General features: G+C 56.1%; 23 protein-coding genes. 10 read left to right on the plus strand and 13 right to left on the minus strand.

What is annotated here, in order from left to right:
* Window positions 1-1018: 1018 nt before the first annotated feature.
* Window positions 1019-2431, plus strand: a complete 1413-nt coding sequence (locus STH12_RS16130; protein WP_126168489.1) for a DUF3300 domain-containing protein — start codon at window positions 1019-1021, stop codon at window positions 2429-2431.
* Between the two features lie 154 nt (window positions 2432-2585).
* Window positions 2586-3236, plus strand: coding sequence for a class I SAM-dependent DNA methyltransferase (locus STH12_RS16135; protein ID WP_126168490.1), 651 nt, complete (start codon window positions 2586-2588; stop codon window positions 3234-3236).
* Between the two features lie 94 nt (window positions 3237-3330).
* Here the strand turns inward: STH12_RS16135 and STH12_RS16140 are convergent, their stop codons facing one another.
* Window positions 3331-4644 carry an esterase/lipase family protein gene (locus STH12_RS16140; protein WP_126168491.1) on the minus strand — a complete coding sequence of 438 codons (1314 nt, stop codon included), beginning with the start codon at window positions 4642-4644 and terminating at the stop codon, window positions 3331-3333.
* A 119-nt stretch (window positions 4645-4763) separates the two neighbouring features.
* The gene (locus STH12_RS16145; protein ID WP_126168492.1) at window positions 4764-5504 is read right to left on the minus strand and encodes a DUF1223 domain-containing protein; all 741 of its coding nucleotides are present in this window, start codon (window positions 5502-5504) and stop codon (window positions 4764-4766) included.
* 143 nt (window positions 5505-5647) lie between these two features.
* On the opposite strand from STH12_RS16145, the gene STH12_RS16150 reads away from it, so the two are divergent.
* The gene (locus STH12_RS16150) at window positions 5648-5911 is read left to right on the plus strand and encodes a Rho-binding antiterminator (RefSeq protein WP_126168493.1); all 264 of its coding nucleotides are present in this window, start codon (window positions 5648-5650) and stop codon (window positions 5909-5911) included.
* On the opposite strand, the gene STH12_RS16155 is transcribed toward STH12_RS16150, so the two are convergent.
* Together STH12_RS16155 and STH12_RS16160 are read right to left on the minus strand one after the other, a co-directional pair.
* Complete coding sequence (locus STH12_RS16155) at window positions 5908-6261, minus strand: RidA family protein (RefSeq protein WP_126168494.1); 354 nt, start codon at window positions 6259-6261, stop codon at window positions 5908-5910. The genes STH12_RS16150 and STH12_RS16155 overlap by 4 nt on opposite strands.
* 128 nt (window positions 6262-6389) lie before the next feature.
* A complete protein-coding gene (locus tag STH12_RS16160) occupies window positions 6390-7874 on the minus strand; it encodes a Na+/H+ antiporter NhaC family protein (protein ID WP_126168495.1) in 1485 nt (494 codons plus the stop codon).
* A 394-nt stretch (window positions 7875-8268) separates the two neighbouring features.
* Here STH12_RS16160 and STH12_RS16165 point away from each other — a divergent pair, with 394 nt between their 5' ends.
* Window positions 8269-8472 carry a cell division protein ZapB gene (locus STH12_RS16165; RefSeq protein WP_126168496.1) on the plus strand — a complete coding sequence of 68 codons (204 nt, stop codon included), beginning with the start codon at window positions 8269-8271 and terminating at the stop codon, window positions 8470-8472.
* A gap of 18 nt (window positions 8473-8490) precedes the next feature.
* On the opposite strand, the gene STH12_RS16170 is transcribed toward STH12_RS16165, so the two are convergent.
* From STH12_RS16170 to STH12_RS16195, 6 genes are all read right to left on the minus strand, one after another.
* A complete protein-coding gene (locus tag STH12_RS16170) occupies window positions 8491-8703 on the minus strand; it encodes a DUF1107 domain-containing protein (protein WP_126168497.1) in 213 nt (70 codons plus the stop codon).
* A 440-nt stretch (window positions 8704-9143) separates the two neighbouring features.
* Entirely contained in the window at window positions 9144-9758 is a 615-nt protein-coding gene (locus STH12_RS16175; RefSeq protein WP_126168498.1) for a thiol:disulfide interchange protein DsbA/DsbL, read from the minus strand.
* Window positions 9759-9866: 108 nt separating this feature from the next.
* Complete coding sequence (locus tag STH12_RS16180) at window positions 9867-10844, minus strand: serine/threonine protein kinase (protein ID WP_126168499.1); 978 nt, start codon at window positions 10842-10844, stop codon at window positions 9867-9869.
* Window positions 10841-11149, minus strand: coding sequence for a DUF3630 family protein (locus STH12_RS16185; RefSeq protein WP_126168500.1), 309 nt, complete (start codon window positions 11147-11149; stop codon window positions 10841-10843). Before STH12_RS16185 ends, STH12_RS16180 begins: the two co-directional genes overlap by 4 nt.
* Window positions 11146-11445 carry a hypothetical protein gene (locus tag STH12_RS16190; RefSeq protein WP_126168501.1) on the minus strand — a complete coding sequence of 100 codons (300 nt, stop codon included), beginning with the start codon at window positions 11443-11445 and terminating at the stop codon, window positions 11146-11148. Before STH12_RS16190 ends, STH12_RS16185 begins: the two co-directional genes overlap by 4 nt.
* A gap of 81 nt (window positions 11446-11526) precedes the next feature.
* Window positions 11527-12315, minus strand: coding sequence for a hypothetical protein (locus STH12_RS16195; RefSeq protein ID WP_126168502.1), 789 nt, complete (start codon window positions 12313-12315; stop codon window positions 11527-11529).
* Window positions 12316-12580: 265 nt separating this feature from the next.
* On the opposite strand from STH12_RS16195, the gene STH12_RS16200 reads away from it, so the two are divergent.
* The 4 genes from STH12_RS16200 to STH12_RS16215 all read left to right on the plus strand — a co-directional run bounded on the left by STH12_RS16200 (window position 12581) and on the right by STH12_RS16215 (window position 16717).
* On the plus strand, window positions 12581-12970 hold the full coding sequence (locus tag STH12_RS16200) for a nitrous oxide-stimulated promoter family protein (protein ID WP_126168503.1): 390 nt from the start codon (window positions 12581-12583) through the stop codon (window positions 12968-12970).
* 80 nt (window positions 12971-13050) lie between these two features.
* Window positions 13051-13902 carry a hypothetical protein gene (locus STH12_RS16205; protein WP_126168504.1) on the plus strand — a complete coding sequence of 284 codons (852 nt, stop codon included), beginning with the start codon at window positions 13051-13053 and terminating at the stop codon, window positions 13900-13902.
* A gap of 70 nt (window positions 13903-13972) precedes the next feature.
* The gene (locus STH12_RS16210; protein ID WP_126168505.1) at window positions 13973-16015 is read left to right on the plus strand and encodes a S9 family peptidase; all 2043 of its coding nucleotides are present in this window, start codon (window positions 13973-13975) and stop codon (window positions 16013-16015) included.
* A 162-nt stretch (window positions 16016-16177) separates the two neighbouring features.
* Window positions 16178-16717 (plus strand): YSC84-related protein, encoded by a 540-nt coding sequence (locus STH12_RS16215; RefSeq protein ID WP_418856627.1) that lies wholly within the window; start codon window positions 16178-16180, stop codon window positions 16715-16717.
* 74 nt (window positions 16718-16791) lie between these two features.
* On the opposite strand, the gene STH12_RS16220 is transcribed toward STH12_RS16215, so the two are convergent.
* The 3 genes from STH12_RS16220 to STH12_RS16230 form a co-directional block, all read right to left on the minus strand.
* Entirely contained in the window at window positions 16792-17364 is a 573-nt protein-coding gene (locus tag STH12_RS16220; protein ID WP_126168507.1) for a hypothetical protein, read from the minus strand.
* Window positions 17365-17447: 83 nt separating this feature from the next.
* The gene (locus STH12_RS16225; RefSeq protein ID WP_126168508.1) at window positions 17448-18497 is read right to left on the minus strand and encodes an acyltransferase family protein; all 1050 of its coding nucleotides are present in this window, start codon (window positions 18495-18497) and stop codon (window positions 17448-17450) included.
* Window positions 18498-18678: 181 nt separating this feature from the next.
* The gene (locus STH12_RS16230) at window positions 18679-19023 is read right to left on the minus strand and encodes a YkvA family protein (protein ID WP_126168509.1); all 345 of its coding nucleotides are present in this window, start codon (window positions 19021-19023) and stop codon (window positions 18679-18681) included.
* A 347-nt stretch (window positions 19024-19370) separates the two neighbouring features.
* Between STH12_RS16230 and speFL the strand changes: the two genes are divergently transcribed.
* Window positions 19371-19475: a leader peptide SpeFL gene (gene speFL / locus STH12_RS16235; RefSeq protein ID WP_011761440.1), complete on the plus strand. Its 105-nt coding sequence runs from the start codon at window positions 19371-19373 to the stop codon at window positions 19473-19475.
* Between the two features lie 225 nt (window positions 19476-19700).
* On the plus strand, window positions 19701-21863 hold the full coding sequence (speF, locus tag STH12_RS16240; RefSeq protein WP_126168511.1) for an ornithine decarboxylase SpeF: 2163 nt from the start codon (window positions 19701-19703) through the stop codon (window positions 21861-21863).
* Window positions 21864-21883 lie beyond the last annotated feature (20 nt).

Consider the following 21883-nt stretch of genomic DNA (forward strand, 5'->3'; position numbering starts at 1 on the left):
ACCTTAAAGATAAATATGGTCACTTAAGTTCTGAGCAACGACTTGCTCGAATTGATGAGTTAGCGGGAGCTAACAAACAAAAGTGCGGACACCACAAATCTCTCACTCAGCAATGTACTCAAAGGTCTCACTTCTCCCCCCATCGAAGCCGCTTTGGCTGTTGGGCTGAGTGAGCCGAAACAGGGGCGAATGTCGCGAAGCGACAAGCTTATGAGCGCGAGGCAAGGATAGCCGAGCTGGGAGTGAAGCATAGGGATGTGCTTCGCCCAAGCGGCGCCAGTAGAGAAGGGGCGAATGTCGCGAAGCGGCAAGCCTATGAGCGCGAGGCAAGGATAGCCGAGCCGGGATAAATTTATAGGGATGTAAATTCGGGAGTCTGAAGCGTTAGCCAATTTCGTCCATAAGACCGAGGGGATTTCGGCTTCGTCTGGGGTCGCAGTGGGATTGGATAAGGGTTCATGCCCGCCAGAGCGTCCATGAGCGCGAACCATGGATGGTGAGCTGGCTCTTTTGCATGGACGCATTTGTAAGTCGAAACGGCCTCCGCGTGGTGCTCGAGACGAGCTTCGGCTCCAGCTAAGCGACAGAAACTATTCTGTCGCTTGCCTGATAGGCACCCTTACGCCCTTTCTCCGGGTGTGGGTTGGCGAGTGTCGCTCAGCGACAGGCCCACGAGCGAGAGCCATGGATGGCGAACTGGCTGTTATGCATGGATGCATTTTGCCCACGACCTTCGGCTGCGGCACGCAGCCAATCCCGCCAGGGATAACGGCTTCCGTCGCTTGCAAAGCGACAAAACCCGCAGGGTTTTCTGTCCCGTCAGAGCCCAAACGTGCCTTCTGCGTTAACAGAATATCCGCGTGGCGGGCCTGAGTCCCTTCGGCTCAAACTAAACGACAGAAACTGTTCTGTCGTTTGCCTTGCGGCCGTTTTCGCCCTTCAGCCTTCGTTCATCTTCACCCCTGTAGCCTGTGATCAAACTGGCATTGTGCCGGTATGAAACAGTCAAGGAGGCCCTATGAACAGGTCTATCAGAATACAACTTGTGTCGGCCCTGATGTGTTTGCCCCTGTTTTCCGGCTGCACCTCGGTGGCTCAGGCCGAGCCGAGTGAATACAGCAGCAGTATCCGCGCCGAGCGCTTCAGCGAAGCCGAGCTGGCACGGCTGCTGGCGCCCATTGCCCTTTACCCCGATACCCTGCTGACCCATATCCTGATTGCCTCCAGCTATCCGCTGGAAGTGGTGGAAGCAAGCCGCTGGCGCGAGAAAAATCGCAAGCTCAGCGATAAGAAGCTGATGGATAAGGCAGAGAAGCAGGGCTGGGACCCCAGCGTCACCGCGCTGATTGCCTTCCCCAATGTGCTGGAACGCATGAGCGATGACCTTAACTGGACCCGGGATCTGGGGGATGCCTTCCTCGCCGATGAAGAGGCGGTGCTCGACAGTATTCAAATGCTGCGCCGCGAGGCCGATCGCGCCGGTAACCTCGATGGCGGCGATAATCTGGTAGTGAAGCGCCAGCCCACTCAAATCATTATTGAGTCGCCCAGCCCTGAAATCATCTACGTGCCCTACTACGACCCACGGGTGGTGTATGGTCACTGGCGCTGGAACCGCTACCCACCTGTGTACTGGGCGCCCTTCCCCGGTTATGCCCACTACCATCGTCACTTTGGCTGGCATTCGGGCATCAGCATTTCCTTTAACTTTTACTTTTCCAATTTCCACTGGTACGACAGACACGTGATTGTGAGTCATCACCATCATTACCGTCGTCCGCCCGAACCCAGATACGCCATCAGCCAGGGTGCTCAGCGCTGGCGCCACGACCCGGGACATCGCCGTGGCGTGGCCTATCGCAGCGCCGATATCCGTAAGCGTTACCATGTGAATGCGCCAAGCCGTATCGAGCGGGAGCATCAGCGCAGACAGGAGTTCAGCCGTGAGTTTGCCCACAATGACCGCCGCAATGCCGAGGTGCGCACGCGCGAGTTCAACGGCCGTGAGCTCAATAGCAGCCGCGAACGCGACTTCAAGGCCCGTATGGAGCGCAGTGAAAACCGCCTTCAGGCCGATGGTCGCAGCCGTGAGCGAATTGACAACCGCGAGCGCAACCTTCAGCGCAGTGAACAAAGCCGTGAGCGACTGGAACAGCGCAGCCAGCCGCAGCAGCGCGAACTGCAAAACCGCGAGCGTCAACGGGAGCATCAAAGCCAGGAGCGCCAGCGCGAGCTGCAATCCCAGCCGCGTCAGCAAATTGAGCCCCGGCAGCGCCCAGAGCCACGACAGCAGATAGAAACAAGGCAGCGCCCTGAGCCACGGCAACAGGCCGAGCCAAGGGAGCGGCAGCAACGTGACCATCAGCCCCGTGAACGGGCACAGCCACAGCGCGAGCGTCACAACGAGCATGCCCGCGAGCGTCACCTCTAACCCTGCTCAAGGCGCAGCTATCAATTGCCAGGCTGCTGAAAATATGCCAAAAACAAAGACCGGCCCCGCCGGTCTTTTTTATTACATCGCCTGTTACAACCAGGCCTGCCACCAGCCATGGCAGGAATAAGCAGGCAAACCCAAGGAGCTGACCATGTCCGGCCACATCCGTGCTGCCGAAACCGCGCAAACCGTTGCCACCTTCGACAAACATGCGAAGGCCTATCGAGACGCCTTTGCGCTGCTGCCAAGTTACCTCGCCACCTTCGATGCGCTGGCGGATAGAATGCAGCCCGGCCACACTCGCTTGCTGGACCTCGCCTGTGGCCCCGGCACCTTAAGCCTGCACCTTAAATCCCGCTTTCCCGGGCTTACCATCACCGCCACCGACTTATCACAGCAAATGCTGATGCTCGCCAAAGAGGCGCTGCCGGATGGCGAATTTCATTGTGTGGATCTTAGGGATACCGCAAGCCTTGCTGGCGAGTTTGATGTGATAGCCTGCGCCTTCGGCCTGCCTTATCTCGACAGCCACAGCGCCACGCAATTTTTACGTGACTGCACTGCCAAACTGGCGCAGGGCGGCCTGCTGTATTTGAGTTTTATCGAGTGCGACACCACACCCCACAGCCAAACCAACCGCCATGGCGACAGCGTCTGGCGTCAGGGCCACAGCCCCGCCGATCTGGTTGCACAGCTAAGTGCACTCGGCCTTGAGCCTGTGTGGCAGCAAAGCACAGAAACCCGTGGCGAGACCGAACACTTTTTGATAGCCGTTAAAAACAGTGAGGGAAGATGCGAATAAGTCCCGTGCTTGCTCTGCGTGAGCCTACAGCGGATAGATGCAAGCCACAGTTCCTGCGAATGGCTCAAGTCCTTCGCAAGAACTTCCTTAGGCGCTACACCTTGGCTAACGGCTTGAAATCCCCCAGTTCTGTTTGTGTCAGGCTGAATACATTCGGGTGAATGTGCCGGGTCAGGATCACATCCAGCATCAGGGTTTCATCGGCCCTCAGATAATCGGCAATGGCCCCCTCGCAGTGAAATTCCACCGCCCGGTAATGGACAAGACCGCTGTCCGGCCGCGGCAAAATCCGAAAGCCCCAGCAGCCTTCGGCGGTTTTCAGCATGCGGTCATGGTTCAAATACAGAGTCAGGGCATTACCGATGCGCTGGTTCTTCTGCCTGTCCTGAAAAAAGCCCTTGGGCAGTTTACCGGGGTCATAGTCCGGCCCCGCCAGCAGCAGGAAGTCGAAGTCTTTGAGAGGCTCGCCTTCGCTGTCCCACAGCCGCACCACCAGTTGGGTAAAGCGCGCCCCCTTGGCAGGCTGGCTTTGCAGTTGGCACAGGGCATTGAATGCGCTGGCCGAGCCAACCTGCAAACAGGCCAGAATGCTGCTCACCACCGGCTTGGGATTGGCACTTTTAGCGTTGACTGATGCCATGATCCCAAGCTTGCTGCCGCTGTGACTGGCCTTGGGCAACACCTCAAAACCGCAGCTTGGGGAACGCTGATCCTGGCTTATGGTCAGCGGGACCAAGCCCTTGTCGTCCGGCTCAGCGGACTCCTGCAACACCAGCGCGCGATAGTTGAGATTGGCGCCGGCCAGGCGCACTACCCCATCACTGCCGGGCTCGGCAGTGTAGCTGTTGAGGTAGTCGTACAGCTGACGGTCGATGGTTTCGCCGCTGATCACAAAGGGATACAGGCCATCGGCAGAGGGGTTTTGCGTCAGCCAATACTGATTGAGCTTATGCTGCCCCAGGCTGCCAAGTTCAAGCCAATCAAGGATTTGCTGCCCAGGCTCCACGCCTTCAAACCAGGACTTTATTCGCCCGAGGCGAGATTTACCCAGCTGCGCCAGCGCCGAGCCGTGATTGGCAGGTGCCAGCATAATCAGGTGGGTCAGTGGGCACTGGCCAAGGCCATCGGGATAATAGCGGGCAAGCCAGCAACGCATCACAGGGGCGCCGGTGGAATGAGTCACCACGGCGAAAGGTTCATCGCCCAGAGTTTCGCGGCGGGCGCGCTCAAAGGCCTGAGTCAGGTCGTCCATGCGCACTTCATCAACAAAGCTGATGTAGCGCCCGAGATAGATATGGGTGATGTCCAGCGCCAGGCCGGTGGGAGCCCATTTGACCAGGGCCTCGGGCAGGCCGCCGTAGGTGTCTGTGCTGGTGACACTCCAGCCGTGCACCATCAGGAGTTTCATTGGCTATCCTCCGTGATATAAATAACCGCCCTAGCTCATCACAAAGGCCATGCCGACACAAGTTACCGCTGCGCCATTTTGGCCGCGAAAGAGCCTGGCGCAACAGCCACTACTTCGGCTCAGGGCGTTAACCAGCCGCCAACTGCCTGTAACGGCTGCATATCCTCATCTACCCAAGCCACCAGCGCCAGCCGTGGCGCACGGCGCAACAGCGCGTCCATATCCAATTTAAGCTCGCCGCCAAAACGGCTGATATTGGCAATATCCGACTGATTATCAAACTGATACAGCGACAGCACTGCAAAGTCCTGCTGCAGTGTTTTGCCGCGATTCTCCCCCTTGGCTACCGGGGTGTGAATTCCCACTCCCACAATGGCCAGGTTCAGCAGCGGCGCGGCGGCGCCATAATCGGCGTTGAGCCTTTTATCTTTCAGGCTGAGGCTGAGAGGCGCTGCAGCAGCGCGACGGCCTTCACCGCCACGCCTTTCACCGCGACGATCTTCACCACGCCACTCATCTGCGCCGATAAAAATCTGTGGCGTATACACACCCTTACTGTGCTTGCGATTCCAGTGCGCATACTGGCGCTTGCCAAAGCGTTTGTCGGCGAAGGGATCTTTCCAGCCCAGGTAGTCCCAATAGCTGACATGAAATGCCAGCGGGAAGTATTTGTGCCAAAGGTCTTTCTCTTTGGCAAACGCAGACAGCCACGCCTCGGCGGGCGGACAACTGCTGCAGCCCTGAGAGGTGTAGAGTTCGATAATAATGGGCTCGGGATTCTCGCTGCGGGCACTGAATTCCACGGCCGACAACGGCAAGGCCAGTAAGGCTGGCAAGACAAACAACCAAAGCAGACGCATACTGGGACTCCGGTGGTGGGCGGTTAATCAAACAGACCCGCCGTTCGGAAAAGCAATTTCAAATACTTGCTTGAAAATCGTCAGCCAGCGACTAAGGTTTTTACAGTGCGTTATTTCGTAAAGTGATAAAGAGAATAAGACTTATGCAAACCTATCAAGGTATCGCCTGTGATCGTTATGACTATCTGGAGCTTGCGTGTATCCGGCGTTACCCCTTGTTGTTGGAACTGAAGGAAGAAGGCCGTATCCACGGCCGCGCCGTAACCACAGAAACCCGCGCCGACAAGAGCGAGTGGCTGCTGGTCGACACAGCCACCCAACAAAGGGCCATCCGCCTCGACCGCATCATTGCCATCACCCCGGATATCGAGGGTGCCGAGTTTGGCCGGATCCTGATAAATCCTTAATCCTTCAGCGCCGCAACCACAGATATTTCAACCAGATACTCAGGCTCGGCAATGGCAGCTTCCACGCAGGCCCGTGCCGGAGCATGGCCCTGTGGCACCCAGGCATCCCACACCGCGTTCATGGCGTCGTAATCGGCCATGTCTTTCAGATAGATGGTACAGCTCAGCAGATGCTCACGGCTGCTGCCAGCCTGCGCCAGCAGGGTATCCACCTCTTCCAGCATGGTGTGGGTTTGGGTGGTGATGTCGCTGTATTTGTCTTTGGCCACCTGACCACACAGATACACAGTGCCCTGATGGATCACTATGCTGCTCATACGGGTGCCTGTGTCCATGCGAACTATACTCATGGCAATTCCTTATATCGCTTGTCGAAAAGGCCGATTGTATCCCGGCCGCACGCCCCAGGCTAACCGACCAGCGTGAAAATTACTGTACTGCCCGCGCTCAGAGGCTCAGGCCCGTGCCCTCGCCGCCTTTAGTCGCCGCTGCCTCTGGTCTCCGCAGCCTTTAATCTCCGCTGCCACAGCCACAGCAGCGCCGTGGCCACCAGCGCCATCAGCCCCAGCGCAGCAGCGGTCGCCAACCCCAGATTCAGCGCCTGAAACGCCAACAAGGCCGCAATGGCAGCCATCAGGGCAAAGGGCAGCTGACTGGTTACATGGCCCTGTACCTCGGCGCCACTGGCGGTCGCGCTCAAAATCGAGGTATCTGAAATGGGCGAGCAGTGGTCGCCAAACACAGAACCTGCCATCACAGCTGCCAGCGCCGGCAGTAATAATTCAGGTTGCAGCGAGTGCGCTACCTCGGCGCACAGCGGGATCATAATCGCGAAGGTGCCCCAGCTGGTGCCGGTGGCAAACGCCATCACGGCGCACAGACCAAAAATGCCCGCCAGCATATAGTCTGCCGACAGCCACTCACGGGCGAGATTGGCTATCCGGGCGCCAGCGCCCAAATCTTTAATAAGCTGGCCAATCATCCAGGTCAGCAGCAAAATTCCCACCGCCAGCGCCATGGATTTCAGCCCCACCAGCAAATCAGCACCAAGCAAGCTGCCACGGCCACGCCAGAGGCTGCCCACCATGGCAACCAGCACCGCCAGGGCGGAGGCATCGCGCATGGCCGCGCCTATGTCGGCGGCGGTAAGCATGGCGCCAAGCCCCGGCTCGCTGGCAAGGCGACTGCCGGAATAGAGGGTAAAAGCCACCGAACTGATCAGCAGCGCAGCCAGCGGTAAAAACAACGGCCAGGGCGAAGCATGAGTCAGGTCATCTGCCGCTGTATCGATTGTCGGCTCAGGCTCTCCTGACCAGCCCCAGTTCAGCCAGGAGCCCAGCAGCACCAGCAGCAGGGCACCAATGGCGTAAAAGTTCACTGCGGCAATGCCAATAAAGGCCTCCAGCGGTGACACCGGCAAAAAGGCAATCCCCGCCAGCAGCGCCATCACATAAGGCCCCCAACTGGCCACCGGCACCAGCGAGCACAGCGGCGAAGCGGTGGTATCCACCATGTAAGCAAGGCGATTGGCCGAAATACCATAGTGCTGTGCCAGCGGCCGCCCCACACTGCCCACCGCCAGGCAACTGAAAATGCCATCAATAAACACCAGAAAACCCAGCCCCACCACACCAAGGCGTGCCTGACGGCCGTCGCGGATACGGTGCGACAGCCAAACACCAAACTCGGCCACGGCGCCGCTGCGTCCAAGTAGACTGGTCATAATCCCCAGCAGCAACATGGCCGCCAGCACATTCAAATGCCAGCTCTGCCAGGCCCCGTCCTGATAAAACAGCCCCTGAATACCCCGGCCAAGGTAGCCAACCGAATCCACCGGCGCGAAATCATTGAGGATAAGGGCGCCGCAAAGCACGCCCGCCCCCAGAGCAATCAGGGTGCGCCGCAGCAACAAGGCCAGGGTCAGGGTGAGCAGCAGCGGAAAGAGTTCAAGCAAAACAGGCAATCCCGGTCGAAAATACAATCAATGTGGCTCAGCATACCCGTGAGTGCCAAGGCTGCAAAGTCCGGTGGTTAAAATCGAGCGGACGAAGGGAACGACGGGCTTGATGCCCTGCAGGCGGCCCATTGCTGGCTGGCTTTTTGGTTTGGATAATCAAGGGGATCAAAGGCTTGGCTTGCCGCTTTAGAAAGTGCACCAAGCTTGTGGGCGCAGCTTAGCGTCAGCCCTGTGGATGAGGCGATGGCTCCCTTGCCGACAACACCCACTGCAGCGGGCATCCTGGCTGGGTAAACTTACCGGTGAATTGGCATAAATTGCGCATTTGCACTAGGTGCACCGCCTTGACCCTGCTAGAATCTGGGCTCCATCCAGAACCCTTTTTTACAGGACCTTTCCCATGAGCCTTGAACTATTGTCCCAACTGGAAACCAAAATCCAAGCCGCACTGGAGTCGATTGAACTTCTGAAGCTGGAACTCGAAGAAGAGAAAGAGAAGTCTGCCAACCTGGCTGAGCAAAACCAGCAACTCAAGCAGGAGCTCGGCTCCTGGAATGATAAGATCACCGGTCTGGTTGGTTTGCTGAGCAACCAGGTTGACTGACTGTTCGGACGCTATGCCTCAGGCTGTCTTGGCCTCTTGATTCTGAGCTTCAATCAGCTCGTTCAATTCCAGAATCGCCTGCTTAACCTGAGGCAGGCTCTTCCGGGGCAGTAAAAATTTTCCTTTTTCAAACTCCAGCCGTCCCAGGTCTTTCACCCAGATAGCCCCCGTCAAAAAGATCCTTACATGCTTGACGATAAGCTTGGGAGCATAAACAGGAAAAACTCTCACGTGACCCTCCTGTGTTTGTTTTCTTGGGTCAGTGCCAACAAGTCCTCAGTTTGCCCCCGCGGAGCAGGTGCAGAACCTGTTCGTACCTTCCCTTATTATTGATTACAGTAGTTCGACCCTTCTTTTACCAGTCAAGTTTCATCCGTCGAAGCAGAAATTTGTAAATATTGACTTCCCTTGACGTAAGCTGCTGATTTACCGCCCAACCAAACAGTCTTTTTTTTAACGTCAATTATCTGTCGCTTGCCAAGCTTATGACGAATTGCTACATTTACCGTGTTACTCAGGGTAAAACTGAGCCATGTGGCTCTATACCGTGCTTCTTGCGACCAGGGAGTACGGTTTTTTTTTGCCTGGATTTTCCTGCATCAGTAAGCCCATCGGCAAACAGCCATAAAAAAAGCGCCCCTTTGGGCGCTTTTTTGCTATCGAACAAAAACTTAGTCTTTCTTGGTCGACAGATAGAAAGCGATGTCGAGCATCTCGTCGTAGCTCTTGATAGAGTCGGTCAGCACCTTGTACTTGCCGTTTACCACCAGCGCAGGCACACCTGACAGCTTGGCGTTTTCGGTGTCGCGCTTCATCTTGGACATTTGCGCGTTCACCATGAATGAATTGGCAGCAGAATCAAAGTCTTTGCCGTCTACGCCGTTGGCCACGAACAGGGCACGCACGTCGTCACGGGTGGTGAAGTGTTGCTTCTTGTCGTGGATAGCAGCAAACAGGGCCTTTTCCATTTTCTTTTCGACTTTCAGCTGGTGCGCCACGGCAAAGGCACGCGACATTTCCACACCCATTTCACGACCGATAAAGTCAACGTGAGCCTGGTTGAAGGCCACGCCTTCAGGCTTCTTCTCTTCGATCATTGGCACCACAGTTTTGGAGAAGTTGTAGCAGTGTGGGCAGTAGAAAGAGAAGAACTCGGTGATCTCAGGCTTGGCGCTGCCAGGACCTTCGTTGATCACTTCGTAATGCACACCTTCTTTAAAATCGGCGGCCAGAGACATAAAGGGCATTGCCAGCAGAGCGGCAGCCATCAGAAGCGCTTTTTTCATCTTGTTTCCTTGGTTTTCGGGTCCAGCGGACCAAATCAACTTGCCTAAACTAATATGCTTTTTGATGCTATCTCAAGCCCATAGTTCAACTTTGTGTTACAAAAGACGTCAAAATGGCTGCAGAGTCAAGGGCGGCAAACCAATCTGGGCCACCTGCGCCTGCATATCCCTTATCTGTCGCTGCCAGTAAGCCTCGTCGGCAAACCAGGGGAAATGCATCGGAAAGGCCGGGTCCTGCCAGCGGCGGCTAATCCAGGCCATGTGGCTGAGCATCCGTAACCCCCGCAGCGGCTCAATCAGCGCCAGCTCCTTCATATCGAAGTCGCAAAACTCTTCGTAAGCGCCAAGCAGGGTATCGAGCTGCATGCGCCGCTCATTGTCATCACCCGCCAGCATCATCCACAAATCCTGCACCGCTGGCCCACTGCGGGCATCATCCAAATCAACAAACCCTGGGCCATCCGGGGTCCAGAGAATATTGCCCGGGTGCAGATCTCCGTGCAAACGCAGACTTGTGGTCTCTACCCACGCCTGCTCAATGGCCTGCACCAGCGTCTGGCCTGCCGCCGCAAAATCGGCGCGCAGCGTTTCCGGCACATGGGATGATGACAGCAGCTCAGCCAGCGCCTCAGCCGCCATGGCGGCCGACAGGGTCTCACGGGCTGCAAACTGTCCGCCCTTACCCAACTGATGCTGACGGCCAATAAAGTGGCCCACGGCCTCCAGCTGGTCGAGGTTGTCCATCTCAAACGGCCGACCACCGATTGAAGGAAACAGTGCAAAGCGGAAGCCATTGAAATGAAACAGGCTCTTGCCATCAATCAGCACTGGCGCAGCCAGCGGCACCTCGGCATCGGCCAGTTCAAAGGCAAAGCCGTGCTCTTCAGCAATCTGGGCATCAGTCCAACGCTCGGGGCGATAGAACTTGGCCACATAACGATTGCCGCGGTCACAGCGGAATTGATACACCCGGTTCTCAAAACTGTTCAGGGGCGTGAGACCGGTTTCTGGATAAATGCCCACCGATTCAATGGCATCGAGTATGGTATCTGGCGTGAGCGAATGAAAATGAAACGCGGCGCTCATCGGGCTTCCCCCTGCACCAGTGGAGCAAGCAAACTCGCCAGGAAGGCCAGCACTTCGAGATCTTCCTCCCGATCGCTTGCAAGCCAGGCTACGTCGCCGTAAAACTCAAAATTCAGCCACAAGCGGCAGCCTTCAAAATCGAGCAGCCACTGATGGCGGTCGGCACCCCATTGACGCTCCAGCACCCGGCAGTCGAGGGCGGCAGCCAGTGGCTCGGCAAATTCGTCAAAGTGGTCAAAATCGATGTCGCCGCGAATGGCAAGGCTGATGGCCTCTTTATCGAGGCTGATGTGTTGGATATTCATTGGCTCTCTTGCGCACTGGGGAATGACGTGGAAGGGGCAATCAGGGCGCAGCTGAGCAGGCCCTGCTCGGCCTCGCATTGCTGTGCGCACTGATACTGACCTGTATCACCGGCGAGGCGCCGCAGGCCTTCGCCCTTGGCCTGACATTGCTCGAGACTCTGGTAGTAACCGGCAATGTCGCTGAATTGCCACTGGCCCTGCGCCGGCGTTTGCCGGAAGGTGAGTGTCCACTGATCCGCCTGGGTACAGGCGCCGAGCAACAGGGTGGCAAGCACGCTTACGATGAGACGTTTCAACCACAGCTCCCAATAAAAAAGCGGTGCCAACTGCACCGCCTTGTAGTTTATCCCGCTTGGGCAGGCCCTTGCCAGTCTGGACTAGCCAGCAGCCTTGTCGCGGGCCTTTTCGATGCGGGCGATACGTCCTTCGAAGCCGGTGACAGTACCATCGGACAGACCATGGTCGAGTGCCTGACGACAAATGTCGATGGCGCCGTTGAAGTCGCCCTTGTCATTGAGCAGGGTTGCCAGCTGCATAAAGCCAACGCCCTTGAGCGGCTTGCCCGAGCCCAGCACCTTAATGGCCAGCCTGGCATAGTCGTCAGCAAGACCGGCACCAAAACCGAGGTGCGCGGTGTCTTTGCGCTGCTTGTAGCATTCATTGATGGCCGCCAGCAGGCTTTGATGCTTAAGCTCATCGCTGCCAGCGCCATTGAATTCACGGATGGCCCGCGCCAGAGGCTCGGCGGCAAAATCAGGCACCGCCAGCCCTGTGACAACGGCAGCGGGAGTATCGATAACTGGCTCTGGCTCTGGCTCTGGCTCTGGCTCTGGCAGCTTAGCTGCTACCACCTCGGCCACCACCTCATTGGTAGGCTCGGCTGCAGCAGCTTCAACTTTCTGGGTCGCTTCAACGTCCTGTGCAGCGTCAACTGCGGCGGCCACGTCGACCACAGCCGCTTTATCCAAAACTTCTGCTTCCAGCACTTCAGCAGTTTTTTCCTGTACTTCAACGGCCTTTTCTGGCTCTACTTCGGCGGGCGCGTTGGATTTTCCGGCCTCTGGGCGGTCACTGCGACCATATTGCTCTTCGGTGGCCAGACGCTTGGCACGTATGTAAAGGAAGACCCCAGCCAGCACCAGCAGGATGAGTACAACGATTTTCATGGTGTGTATCCTGTTTCTCTTGGCAGCCTCGCCGCCATTCCCCAATGTCCGGCATCCTGTCGACGCCGGGAGCAGTGGTTATTATTAGAGCATTTCACCTGTTCAAATCAAGTATTTATGCACCTTCCGTGGTATCGGGCATCAAAATTTACCTATGGCATAAAAGGCTCTTTTTGTGCGCACCTTCATGCTTTGACGATCCCTTTTTGAGTTCACTGGCCTCGGGGACTAAGATAAAACCAAGTAAAACACTTGGGTATTTCCCATGACCGAGTCCATCATCTTAAGCGGCAATCTGGGGCGGGAGTTTGCCACCATCAGCGCCATGGTTACCATCTACTGCCGTGATCATCATGGCGGCAAGAGCCCCTGTGATGAGTGTCAGGCGTTTTTGGAATACGCCAAAACCCGTCTGGACCGATGCCCCTATGGACAGGACAAGCCCACCTGCAACAAGTGCCCGGTGCACTGTTACAAACCTGAGCCACGGGAGCAGGCCCGCACCATAATGCGCTATGCCGGACCACGGATGTTGCTGCCCCACCCTATTCTGGCCATTCGCCATCTGTTGCTGGAGCGTAAAGCGGCGCCGGGCAAGCCGCCCAAAAATCTCTCAAACCGTCATCAGCGTTTACAAAAGGCAGCATCAGAATAAGGCAGGATTGCCACCACAGCGCGCATGGGCTAAAACAGGAGTTCGAACGGTAACTTTTTCAATAACATGAGTGCGCGCCCATGACGGAGTTTCTGGAGCAAACCTTTAAGTGGCTATCGCTGCTCGGCGGGCTCCACTGTTTGGGACTCGGACTCTATCTGCGCTACCTCTACCATTCTAAAAGCGGCAACCACCGGCTGCTGGCGGGGATCTTTTCGCTGGTCTCGCTGACCTTTTTCAGTGGCCTGCTCACCCGCCATACGGTGTCATTGCCGATGCCACTGATCTACAGCCTGTTTATTCCCGGCTACTTCCTTTTGATGCCGCTGCTGTATCAATATTGCCACCAGGCGCTGTGCAAACACCGGGGCCATTTCTGGTATCACTATTTGCCCGCACCTCTGATTGCCATTGGAGTGGCCGTCGACCAAATGCTGCGCCCCGGGCTGATGAATCCCAGCGACGGCGACAAGCTTTCCCTCGCCGACTACACCCCGCTCACGGCGGTGTTGACCGTGCTGCTGTTTGTGCAAACCTGCATTTATTTCATGCTGATTTTCAGACTCTTACTCAGCCATCGCGGCCGCAGCGCCCGCGCCCATGAAGAAAACCTGCAGGACATCCGCTTTCGCTGGCTGATGACCTTGTGCCTGGCACTGATGTTCAACTGGTTACTCAGGGTCGTACTTACCCTGATCCCGATATACTTCGGCGATGGCGCCAGTGAACTGATGCTGATGCTGCCACGGATGATTTTACTGCTCAGCCTGTACCTGCTGGCCTTTTACGGTTTGCATCAAATTACCCGCGCCGCCTACCTTCGCGGCAAGCTCACACTGCCGAGCAATATCAGCCAGAAATCCAGCAGCCAACTGCTGAGCGCCGATGAACTCAACTACCTGCAAGAGCTGTTGCAGGAGGAAAAAAAGTAAGCTTTTTCATGGTGTTTTTATAACCAAGACGTTAAGGTGAACCTCGTTTTCAACTACGGGGGAATTGTTGATGTCACCGCTTTACCAACGTCTGCTGATGGCCGGATTACTGGCCGCGCCTGCCGCCATGGCCGCACCATCCCATCAAATTACCGTCGATGATTTTTTCAGTATCGCCAACATGGGATCTGTGGTTATCAGTCCCGACGGCAATCACGCGCTCTGGCTCGAAAGCCGCTGGGATAAGGAACTCGACAAGAGCCAGGCCGATCTGTGGCAAATCGATCTGCAAAATCGGGCGCCAGTGCGTCTGACCTTCACCGACGAGAGCGAGTCCCGCCCGGTCTGGAGCCCCAACGGCCAGTTCATCTATTACATCGGCAAAGAAAAGCGCGAAGGCGCCAAGGCCCCCTACAATGGCAAGCCGCAGGTGTTCCGTATTGCCAAAGGCGGCTCAGAAGCCGTGGCCATGACCCGTGAAAAAGACGGTGTGAACGCTTTTGAGCTGTCCAAAGACGGCGCTGCGCTCTACTTCCTCGCCAACAAAGAAACCAAAGACAAAGATACCTGGGCCGGCATGCGCGCCAGCCACAGTGCGCCTCAGTATGGCCATGGCAAGCGTGACACCAATCCGCTGTACAGGCTGGATCTGCAAAATTTCCGTCAGCAACTGCTGCTGGACGACGATAAGGTAGTGTGGGACTTCAGTGTCAGCCCCGATGGCAAGCAAATCGCCCGCATCACCACCGACGATAACGAGCTGGTGTACCTCGAAGGCTGGTCGCGGGTTGAAGTGTTCAATACCGCCGATAAGCAAAACCGGGTACTGGAAGACGCCAGCTGGCGCGAGCAGGCGGCCTCCCCCTACGGCTGGCTCGAGGGTCTGGCTTGGGACACCAGGGGCGAGCGGCTGGCATTTCGTATCGACTTTGACGGTCATCCGGGGCGTCTGTTTGTGGTGAATACCCAGGGTAAGGGCCAGATGGAACTCACCCGTCCCGGCAAGGTCACCCTCAATGGTGCCGATATTGAATGGCGCCCGGGCAGCGATGAGCTGTGCTATCGCGGCGCCGAAGCGGCCCGGGTTAAGCTGTTTTGTACTGAAATCAACGGCCTCAAGCAGGGCGACACCCGCGCCGTGGTCGGCGGTGATTTGGTGATGGGCGGTTACAGTTTCGATAGCCGCGGCCAGCGCCTCGCCTTCAGCCACAACGGTTTGAGCCACTTTACCGATCTCTTTGTTGCCGATGCCGATGGCAAAAAAGCCACACCCAAGCGCCTGACCAATATCAACCCCCAGAGCGCCGACTGGCAGCTGCCGCAAATCAGCATTTACAAGTGGCAGGCGCCGGACGGCACTGAGGTGGAAGGCATTCTGGAGCTACCCTTTGGCTGGGATAAATCCAAAGGCAAGCTGCCACTGGTGGTGCAAATCCACGGCGGCCCCACCGCCGCTACGCCTTACTCGCTGCAACATCGCAGCTATGGCCGCGCCAGCTTCCCGGCCCAGGGCTGGGCCCTGCTGTCACCCAACTACCGCGGTTCCACCGGCTATGGCGACAAGTTCCTCACCGATCTGGTTGGCCGTGAACACGATATCGAAGTCAAAGACATCCTCTCGGGCGTCGATAAGCTGATTGCCGATGGCATTGTCGATGGCGACAAGCTGGCGGTGATGGGCTGGTCCAATGGCGGCTATCTGACCAATGCGCTTATCAGCACCACCGACCGCTTCAAGGCGGCCAGTTCAGGCGCCGGGGTGTTCGATCAGCGTTTGCAGTGGATGCTCGAAGACACTCCGGGCCACGTGGTCAACTTTATGGAAGGCCTGCCCTGGGAAAAAGCCGATGCCTACACCCATGGCTCGTCCCTGAGCCACGCCGACAAAATCAAAACCCCAACCCTTATCCACATCGGCGAGAAAGATGCCCGGGTACCCCTTGGCCATGCCCAGGGTCTGTACCGGGCACTGCACAACTATCTGGGTGTGCCGGTGGAACTGGTGGTCTATCCCGGCGAGGGCCATGGGCTTTCGAAGTATCAGCACCGCAAGGCCAAAATGGAGTGGGATGTGAAGTGGTTCAACTATTATGTTTTGGGGATTGAACCTTAACCCCGGCTGACATCTGAGCAAAAAAGGCGTCCTTTCGGACGCTTTTTTACTGAATGCTATTCACTTTTTTTGGCCTGAGCCTATGCTGGTGTCTGTCAACCACTCCACCCGAATTAGGAGAGCACCATGAAATCATTGAAGACTTTGTTGCTTACAACTCTGATGCTGTTGGGTATCGGCCAGGCCACTGCGGCCGAGGATGACGCCAAATATCAGGACGCGCTGGCCACCTTCAGACAAGCCAGTGAAACCCACAAGTTTTTCGACACCGCCTACGGCTATGCCCTGTTCCCCACCATTGGCAAAGGTGGCATAGGCATTGGCGCGGCTTACGGCAAGGGCCGGGTGTTTCGTCAGGGCGCCTATGTGGGCGACTCCAGCATGACTCAGGTGTCAATTGGTCTGCAGCTCGGCGGCCAGGCCTACAGCGAGATCATTTTCTTTAAAGACGAGAAAGCCTTCCGTGACTTTACCAGCGGCAGCTTCGAGTTCAGTGGTCAGGCATCCGCCGTGGCCATCAACGTTGGCGCCAATGCCCAGGCAGGCACCACAGGCAACTCGGCCGGTGCTGGCCAGTCAGGCGGCGCCCAGAACGCCACCGCAGCCTATATCAATGGCATGACGGTGTTTACCGCCGCCAAGGGCGGGCTGATGTTTGAGGCGGCATTGGCCGGACAATCCTTCACCTTTGAAGGCAAATAAGCCGGATAGATAAACCCGTCAAACAAAAGGCGACCCCAGGGTCGCCTTTTTGCTGTTTGTCAGCCGCAATACGCTTATTGGTGGCCCCAGGGCGCAGGTGGCAATTCGATGGGACGAGTCAAATCAAACTCCACCAAAAAGTCACGGTTCTCACGGGTTAGGCGGTAGCTGAAACTCTGCTGATTCAGCCCCAGATGCCACACATTGGTGACCGACTGGGTCAGGCCATTGTCATTGAAATTATTGATGGAAAAGCTATCCACCGGGAACGACTGCCAGCGGGCACTGCCCACATCGGCAGTATCGCCGCCGTATTGGGTCACCTTGTGCTCGCGGCCATCCTGATATCTGTGGTCGTGCTTGAGACGCAGGCCAGTGTCGGTTTTACTGATCACCCAGGTACGGGATCTGTCTTCACCCACATGGAAAGGCACCTTGATTTGATTGTCGCTGCACTCACGTACATGCATCACCAGCCGCGATGCGGCAAAGCCATCGTCGCTGGCATCACTGCGGGTAACCTTGCCTTCAAATGCTTTACCGCACAGGGCGCTGAGGCTGTCGAAAAATTGCAGATGCGGCGGCGCAGCCATGGCGGTGCCACTTGCCAGCAGCAAGGCCGGCAACAAAGTCAGTTTATGGTTCATTGTTGTTCTCCCCCAGTAAAAGGTCAGCCTATCAACCGAGGGTGAAATCAGCCTTAAGGATGGCAAATCACCACGGCAAACCATTACCAGCCAATGTAACTGCGGGAGCGATCGCCCAGCTTTGCCTTGATGGCCTTGGCGGTCAACACGCTGCCAGCCAGCAAAAAGACAAAAATAAACAATGACAAAGCCAGCGACGTCCACATGTTGCCGGGGGCCAGTTTAAAGCGCAGCAGACCGGTTATAACCCCAAACACAATGGAAAACAGCGGGTGAATAAAGAAGATGGCAAAGCTCATTTCCGCCAGCGCCCCCAAGGCCTTGTTGGCACGCTCAGACAGCGTTTGCTGCGACATCCACAGACACAGGCCCACCGCCAGCACGCACAGGCTGAACTTCTGTACAAACTGCCAGTCCACCCCGCCAAAGGCCAGCGCAGCCTTGTGGTAATTGCCCACATGGCCAGACACATAAGTTTGCATATACAGGCTAAGCACAGTGCCCACCAGCGCCGCGCCAAGCAGCGGCAATGCATGACGGCGCAGCCAGTCTTCATGGGCGGAATACAGAATACCCATCAGGTAGAAAGGGGTGAAATACACCACCGAATGCAGCACATTGATATTACCTATGGGCCGGTGAATATACACAGACACCAGACACATGGCGGCGAAAATCAGCCAGCGGGCGGTAGCGCTCAGGCGAATATAGGCCGAAAACACCGGCGAGATGGCAAACACCGCCATGATGAAGGGAATATACCAGTGCGGGTAAAGCACGTAGCCATTTCGCACCGTGTAGTAGATGCCCTTGCCCACCTCGGACAGCGGCCGGTCGTACATCAGGCTCCACTGGGTCGCCAGCATCGCAAGCCCCACCAGCGACACCCATAAAAACGGCACCAGCACATTGCGCACCTTGGCGCTCATAAACTCTTTGTACACCATCCGCGGATAAAAAATGCGGTGATAAAAGTAGCCCGAGATAAACACGAACAGCGCCGTACCGCCCCTGAGCAGGTTTTCCAACCCCAGCGGAAATCCCTGGCCCGAGTTATAAATGCTGTGCCCGGCCACAATCCATAAAATGGCGATGGCGCGCATATAGGTAAATTCGAGCTGTTGCTTACGCATGCGTCACCCGACCCGTGGACTTGGCCGCTTTGGCAGGTGGTGAAAAAGGGATCATGGGGTTTCTCGGCAGGACTGCTGGGATCAGCGTGGCAACACTATATCGCCACGCCCGAAAAACCGGAATAGGGCAGAAAAAGAATATTTTCGGCCTTCGCGAAACAGATGAAATAGCACTTCAATATCAATCGGTTGGCTTATCGGCGCCGAACCAGTTATCCAGCTTGTCGGTGGCTTTGGCGCGGGTATCCTCATCGATATACACGGCCACCATGGTCAGCGCGGCAGCCAGGGCGCCCAAATCATCGGTAAAGCCCAGCAATGGCGTGAGATCCGGAATCGCATCCACCGGGGTAATAAAGTAGCCCAGGGCGCCGAAGATAATGGTTTTGGCCCAGGCAGGGGTCTCCGGACGCTGGGCGGCATAGTAGAGCCAAAGTGCCTTTTCTATCACTTCACGACCCGCTTGCTTGGCAAAATCCTTTACCTTTTGCCAAAAACTGCTGTCACTGTACTCGCTGTCTGCCATGGCCATGCTCCTCTGCCTTAGAACGTTTACTGTACGCGAAAAGCCCTCGGGTGTCAGTGATGATGAAGTATTATTCATCCAGACTGATTAAATAAAGACGCCTGGCCATTTTTATAAAATGAACATGCATATCACGATTATCCATTTTAATAATTGAGTGGCCATTGAATTAATCTCACGTAAATTAATAAAAATAATTACACTGGTTACATGGGGTTACATTTTTTAACAGAGTTTATTTTTTATGATTCAGTTCAAATTATCTTCGCTGGTGTACGGATAAAATCACCCTGCCAAATGAGGCATTTTCTTCCACTGGTTTCTTTATATTCGTAATGGAGTTGTATATGAGAAAGAAATCAAAGATTATGGCGCATATTCGCCGAACGAGGCATATCATGATGCCTGAGCAACGCGACTACTTCGACTATTCATTCTTCTTCCTGCTTTAATCCTGCCTTCGCCGGACGCCTTGGGCTATCTGTCGCCCGAGAGTCTATCGCATAAAAAACTAAATTTATCTGCCAGCCTGGACTGACTCTGTCAGGGAAACTCTGCGCCTTCTTATTAATTCGCAGTCCTGATTTGTCAGCACCCATTCGGCTGCCCGGAATTTACCATGTCGATTTATTAAATATTGGCAGGGGTCCGGCTAACCAAAATTAATCAGGTTAATTATGAATTCGTTAAAAATTGCTGCCAGCTTATCTGTTCGCGCCTGTTTTGATACTAAACGGGAAGTCGTCAACGTTTTAACCACAGACTTTTGTGATGTGGGTGCCGCCGTTGTTTCTGTTACTGACGTAAATAATGGCATTGTCGATAAAATTAAAAATACCGGTTTGAATTTACCGATATTTGTTTCTGTTTGCTGTGAAGAAGCCTTCCCCGATGATTTTTGCGACGCCATCACCGGGGTATTTGAACTCTGTAATGCCAAAACCGACTTTTATGGCAAACAGGTCGAAACTGCGGTGCGCCGTTATCAGGAATCCCTGCTGCCGCCCTTCTTCGGCACCCTGAAAAAGTACGTTGAAATGGGTAACTCCACCTTTGCCTGCCCAGGGCATCAGGGTGGCCAGTTCTTCCGCAAGCATCCCGTTGGTCGTCAGTTCTTTGATTTCTTTGGCGAAACTGTATTCCGCTCGGATATGTGTAACGCCGACGTGAAGCTCGGTGACCTCCTTATCCACGAAGGCGCCCCCCACGACGCCCAGGCATACGCCGCCAAGGTGTATAACGCCGACAAAACCTACTTTGTATTGAACGGCACGTCCGCCTCAAACAAGGTGGTGTGTAATGCCCTGCTCGCCCCCGGCGATCTGGTGCTATTTGACCGCAACAACCACAAATCCAACCACCACGGCGCCCTGATTCAGGCCGGTGCCACTCCTGTGTATCTGGAAACGGCCCGTAACCCCTTCGGCTTTATCGGCGGCATCGACTCCCACTGTTTCGATGAAGCCTACCTGCGGGACGAAATCGGCAAGGTCGCCCCTGAGCGGGTACAGGAGGCGCGCCCCTTCCGCCTCGCTATCATCCAGCTTGGCACCTACGACGGCACCATCTACAACGCCCGTCAGGTGGTGGATCGCATCGGTCACCTGTGTGACTACATCCTGTTTGACTCGGCCTGGGTGGGCTACGAGCAATTCATTCCGATGATGAAAGACTGCTCGCCGCTGCTGTTGGAACTCGGCGCTGACGATCCCGGCATTATCGTTACCCAGTCGGTACACAAGCAGCAGGCCGGGTTCTCACAAACCTCGCAAATCCACAAAAAAGACCGCCATATCAAGGGACAACAGCGCTACTGCAACCATAAGCGTTTCAACAACGCCTTTATGATGCACGCCTCCACCAGCCCCTTCTATCCGCTGTTTGCGGCGCTGGATGTGAACGCCAAGATGCACGAAGGCACCAGCGGCCGTTATCTGTGGCGCGAGGCGGTAAAAGCCGGTATCGAAGCGCGCAAGCTGCTGCTGAAAAAGTGCAAGTACATCAAGCCCTTTATCCCAACCACTGTGGAAGGCGAGCCCTGGCAGAGCTTTGATACCGAGCTGATGGCCGATGACCTGCGCTTTTTCGAGTTTGAGCCAGGCCTTAAATGGCACGCGTTCGAGGGCTACGAGAAGGGCCAGTACTTTGTCGACCCCTGTAAGTTCCTGCTCACCACCCCCGGCATCAATGCCGAGACCGGCGAGTACGAAGACTTCGGTATCCCGGCCACCATCCTTGCCAACTTCTTGAGGGAAAACAACATCATCCCCGAGAAGTGCGACCTTAACTCCATCCTGTTCCTCATGACCCCCGCAGAAGACATGGCCAAGATGCAGCATCTGGTGGCCCAGATAGCCCGTTTCGAGAAGCTGATTGACGAAGATGCGCCCTTAAGCGAGGTGCTGCCCAACGTCTATCGCGCCAACCGCGAGCGCTATGAGGGCTACAGCATCCGTCGCCTGTGTCAGGAAATGCACGACCTCTATGTCAGCCGCAACGTGAAGCAGCTGCAAAAAGAGATGTTCCGTGCCGCTCACTTCCCCAAAGCGGTGATGAACCCGCAGGACGCCAATATCGCCTTTGTGCGCGGCAAGGCCGAGCTGGTGCCGCTCAGTGAAATCGAAGGCCAGATTGCGGCCGAAGGCGCCCTGCCTTACCCACCCGGCGTGCTCTGTATGGTGCCCGGCGAGGTTTGGGGCGGCGCGGTGCAGCGCTACTTCCTGGCGCTCGAGGAAGGCATCAACCTGCTGCCGGGCTTCGCCCCCGAGCTGCAGGGCGTGTATCTGGAGCGCAGCGACAGCGGCCGGGTACAGGCCATGGGTTACGTGCTCAAGCATTGATAACGGCGGGGCGGCCAAGG

Source organism: Shewanella khirikhana, assembly GCF_003957745.1.
Lineage (GTDB): Bacteria > Pseudomonadota > Gammaproteobacteria > Enterobacterales > Shewanellaceae > Shewanella > Shewanella khirikhana.

What these genes read in the sequence shown, in the direction of transcription:
- STH12_RS16135 (WP_126168490.1), top strand. Translation starts at nt 2,586, where the DNA reads ATGTCCGGCCACATCCGTGCTGCCGAAACCGCGCAAACCGTTGCCACC.
- STH12_RS16165 (WP_126168496.1), top strand. Translation starts at nt 8,269, where the DNA reads ATGAGCCTTGAACTATTGTCCCAACTGGAAACCAAAATCCAAGCCGCA.
- STH12_RS16155 (WP_126168494.1), bottom strand. Translation starts at nt 6,261, where the DNA reads ATGAGTATAGTTCGCATGGACACAGGCACCCGTATGAGCAGCATAGTG.
- STH12_RS16140 (WP_126168491.1), bottom strand. Translation starts at nt 4,644, where the DNA reads ATGAAACTCCTGATGGTGCACGGCTGGAGTGTCACCAGCACAGACACC.
- STH12_RS16205 (WP_126168504.1), top strand. Translation starts at nt 13,051, where the DNA reads ATGACGGAGTTTCTGGAGCAAACCTTTAAGTGGCTATCGCTGCTCGGC.
- STH12_RS16225 (WP_126168508.1), bottom strand. Translation starts at nt 18,497, where the DNA reads ATGCGTAAGCAACAGCTCGAATTTACCTATATGCGCGCCATCGCCATT.
- STH12_RS16130 (WP_126168489.1), top strand. Translation starts at nt 1,019, where the DNA reads ATGAACAGGTCTATCAGAATACAACTTGTGTCGGCCCTGATGTGTTTG.
- STH12_RS16200 (WP_126168503.1), top strand. Translation starts at nt 12,581, where the DNA reads ATGACCGAGTCCATCATCTTAAGCGGCAATCTGGGGCGGGAGTTTGCC.
- STH12_RS16175 (WP_126168498.1), bottom strand. Translation starts at nt 9,758, where the DNA reads ATGAAAAAAGCGCTTCTGATGGCTGCCGCTCTGCTGGCAATGCCCTTT.
- STH12_RS16185 (WP_126168500.1), bottom strand. Translation starts at nt 11,149, where the DNA reads ATGAATATCCAACACATCAGCCTCGATAAAGAGGCCATCAGCCTTGCC.
- STH12_RS16230 (WP_126168509.1), bottom strand. Translation starts at nt 19,023, where the DNA reads ATGGCAGACAGCGAGTACAGTGACAGCAGTTTTTGGCAAAAGGTAAAG.
- STH12_RS16145 (WP_126168492.1), bottom strand. Translation starts at nt 5,504, where the DNA reads ATGCGTCTGCTTTGGTTGTTTGTCTTGCCAGCCTTACTGGCCTTGCCG.
- STH12_RS16180 (WP_126168499.1), bottom strand. Translation starts at nt 10,844, where the DNA reads ATGAGCGCCGCGTTTCATTTTCATTCGCTCACGCCAGATACCATACTC.
- STH12_RS16215 (WP_418856627.1), top strand. Translation starts at nt 16,178, where the DNA reads ATGCTGTTGGGTATCGGCCAGGCCACTGCGGCCGAGGATGACGCCAAA.
- speFL (WP_011761440.1), top strand. Translation starts at nt 19,371, where the DNA reads ATGAGAAAGAAATCAAAGATTATGGCGCATATTCGCCGAACGAGGCAT.
- speF (WP_126168511.1), top strand. Translation starts at nt 19,701, where the DNA reads ATGAATTCGTTAAAAATTGCTGCCAGCTTATCTGTTCGCGCCTGTTTT.
- STH12_RS16210 (WP_126168505.1), top strand. Translation starts at nt 13,973, where the DNA reads ATGTCACCGCTTTACCAACGTCTGCTGATGGCCGGATTACTGGCCGCG.
- STH12_RS16220 (WP_126168507.1), bottom strand. Translation starts at nt 17,364, where the DNA reads ATGAACCATAAACTGACTTTGTTGCCGGCCTTGCTGCTGGCAAGTGGC.
- STH12_RS16150 (WP_126168493.1), top strand. Translation starts at nt 5,648, where the DNA reads ATGCAAACCTATCAAGGTATCGCCTGTGATCGTTATGACTATCTGGAG.
- STH12_RS16195 (WP_126168502.1), bottom strand. Translation starts at nt 12,315, where the DNA reads ATGAAAATCGTTGTACTCATCCTGCTGGTGCTGGCTGGGGTCTTCCTT.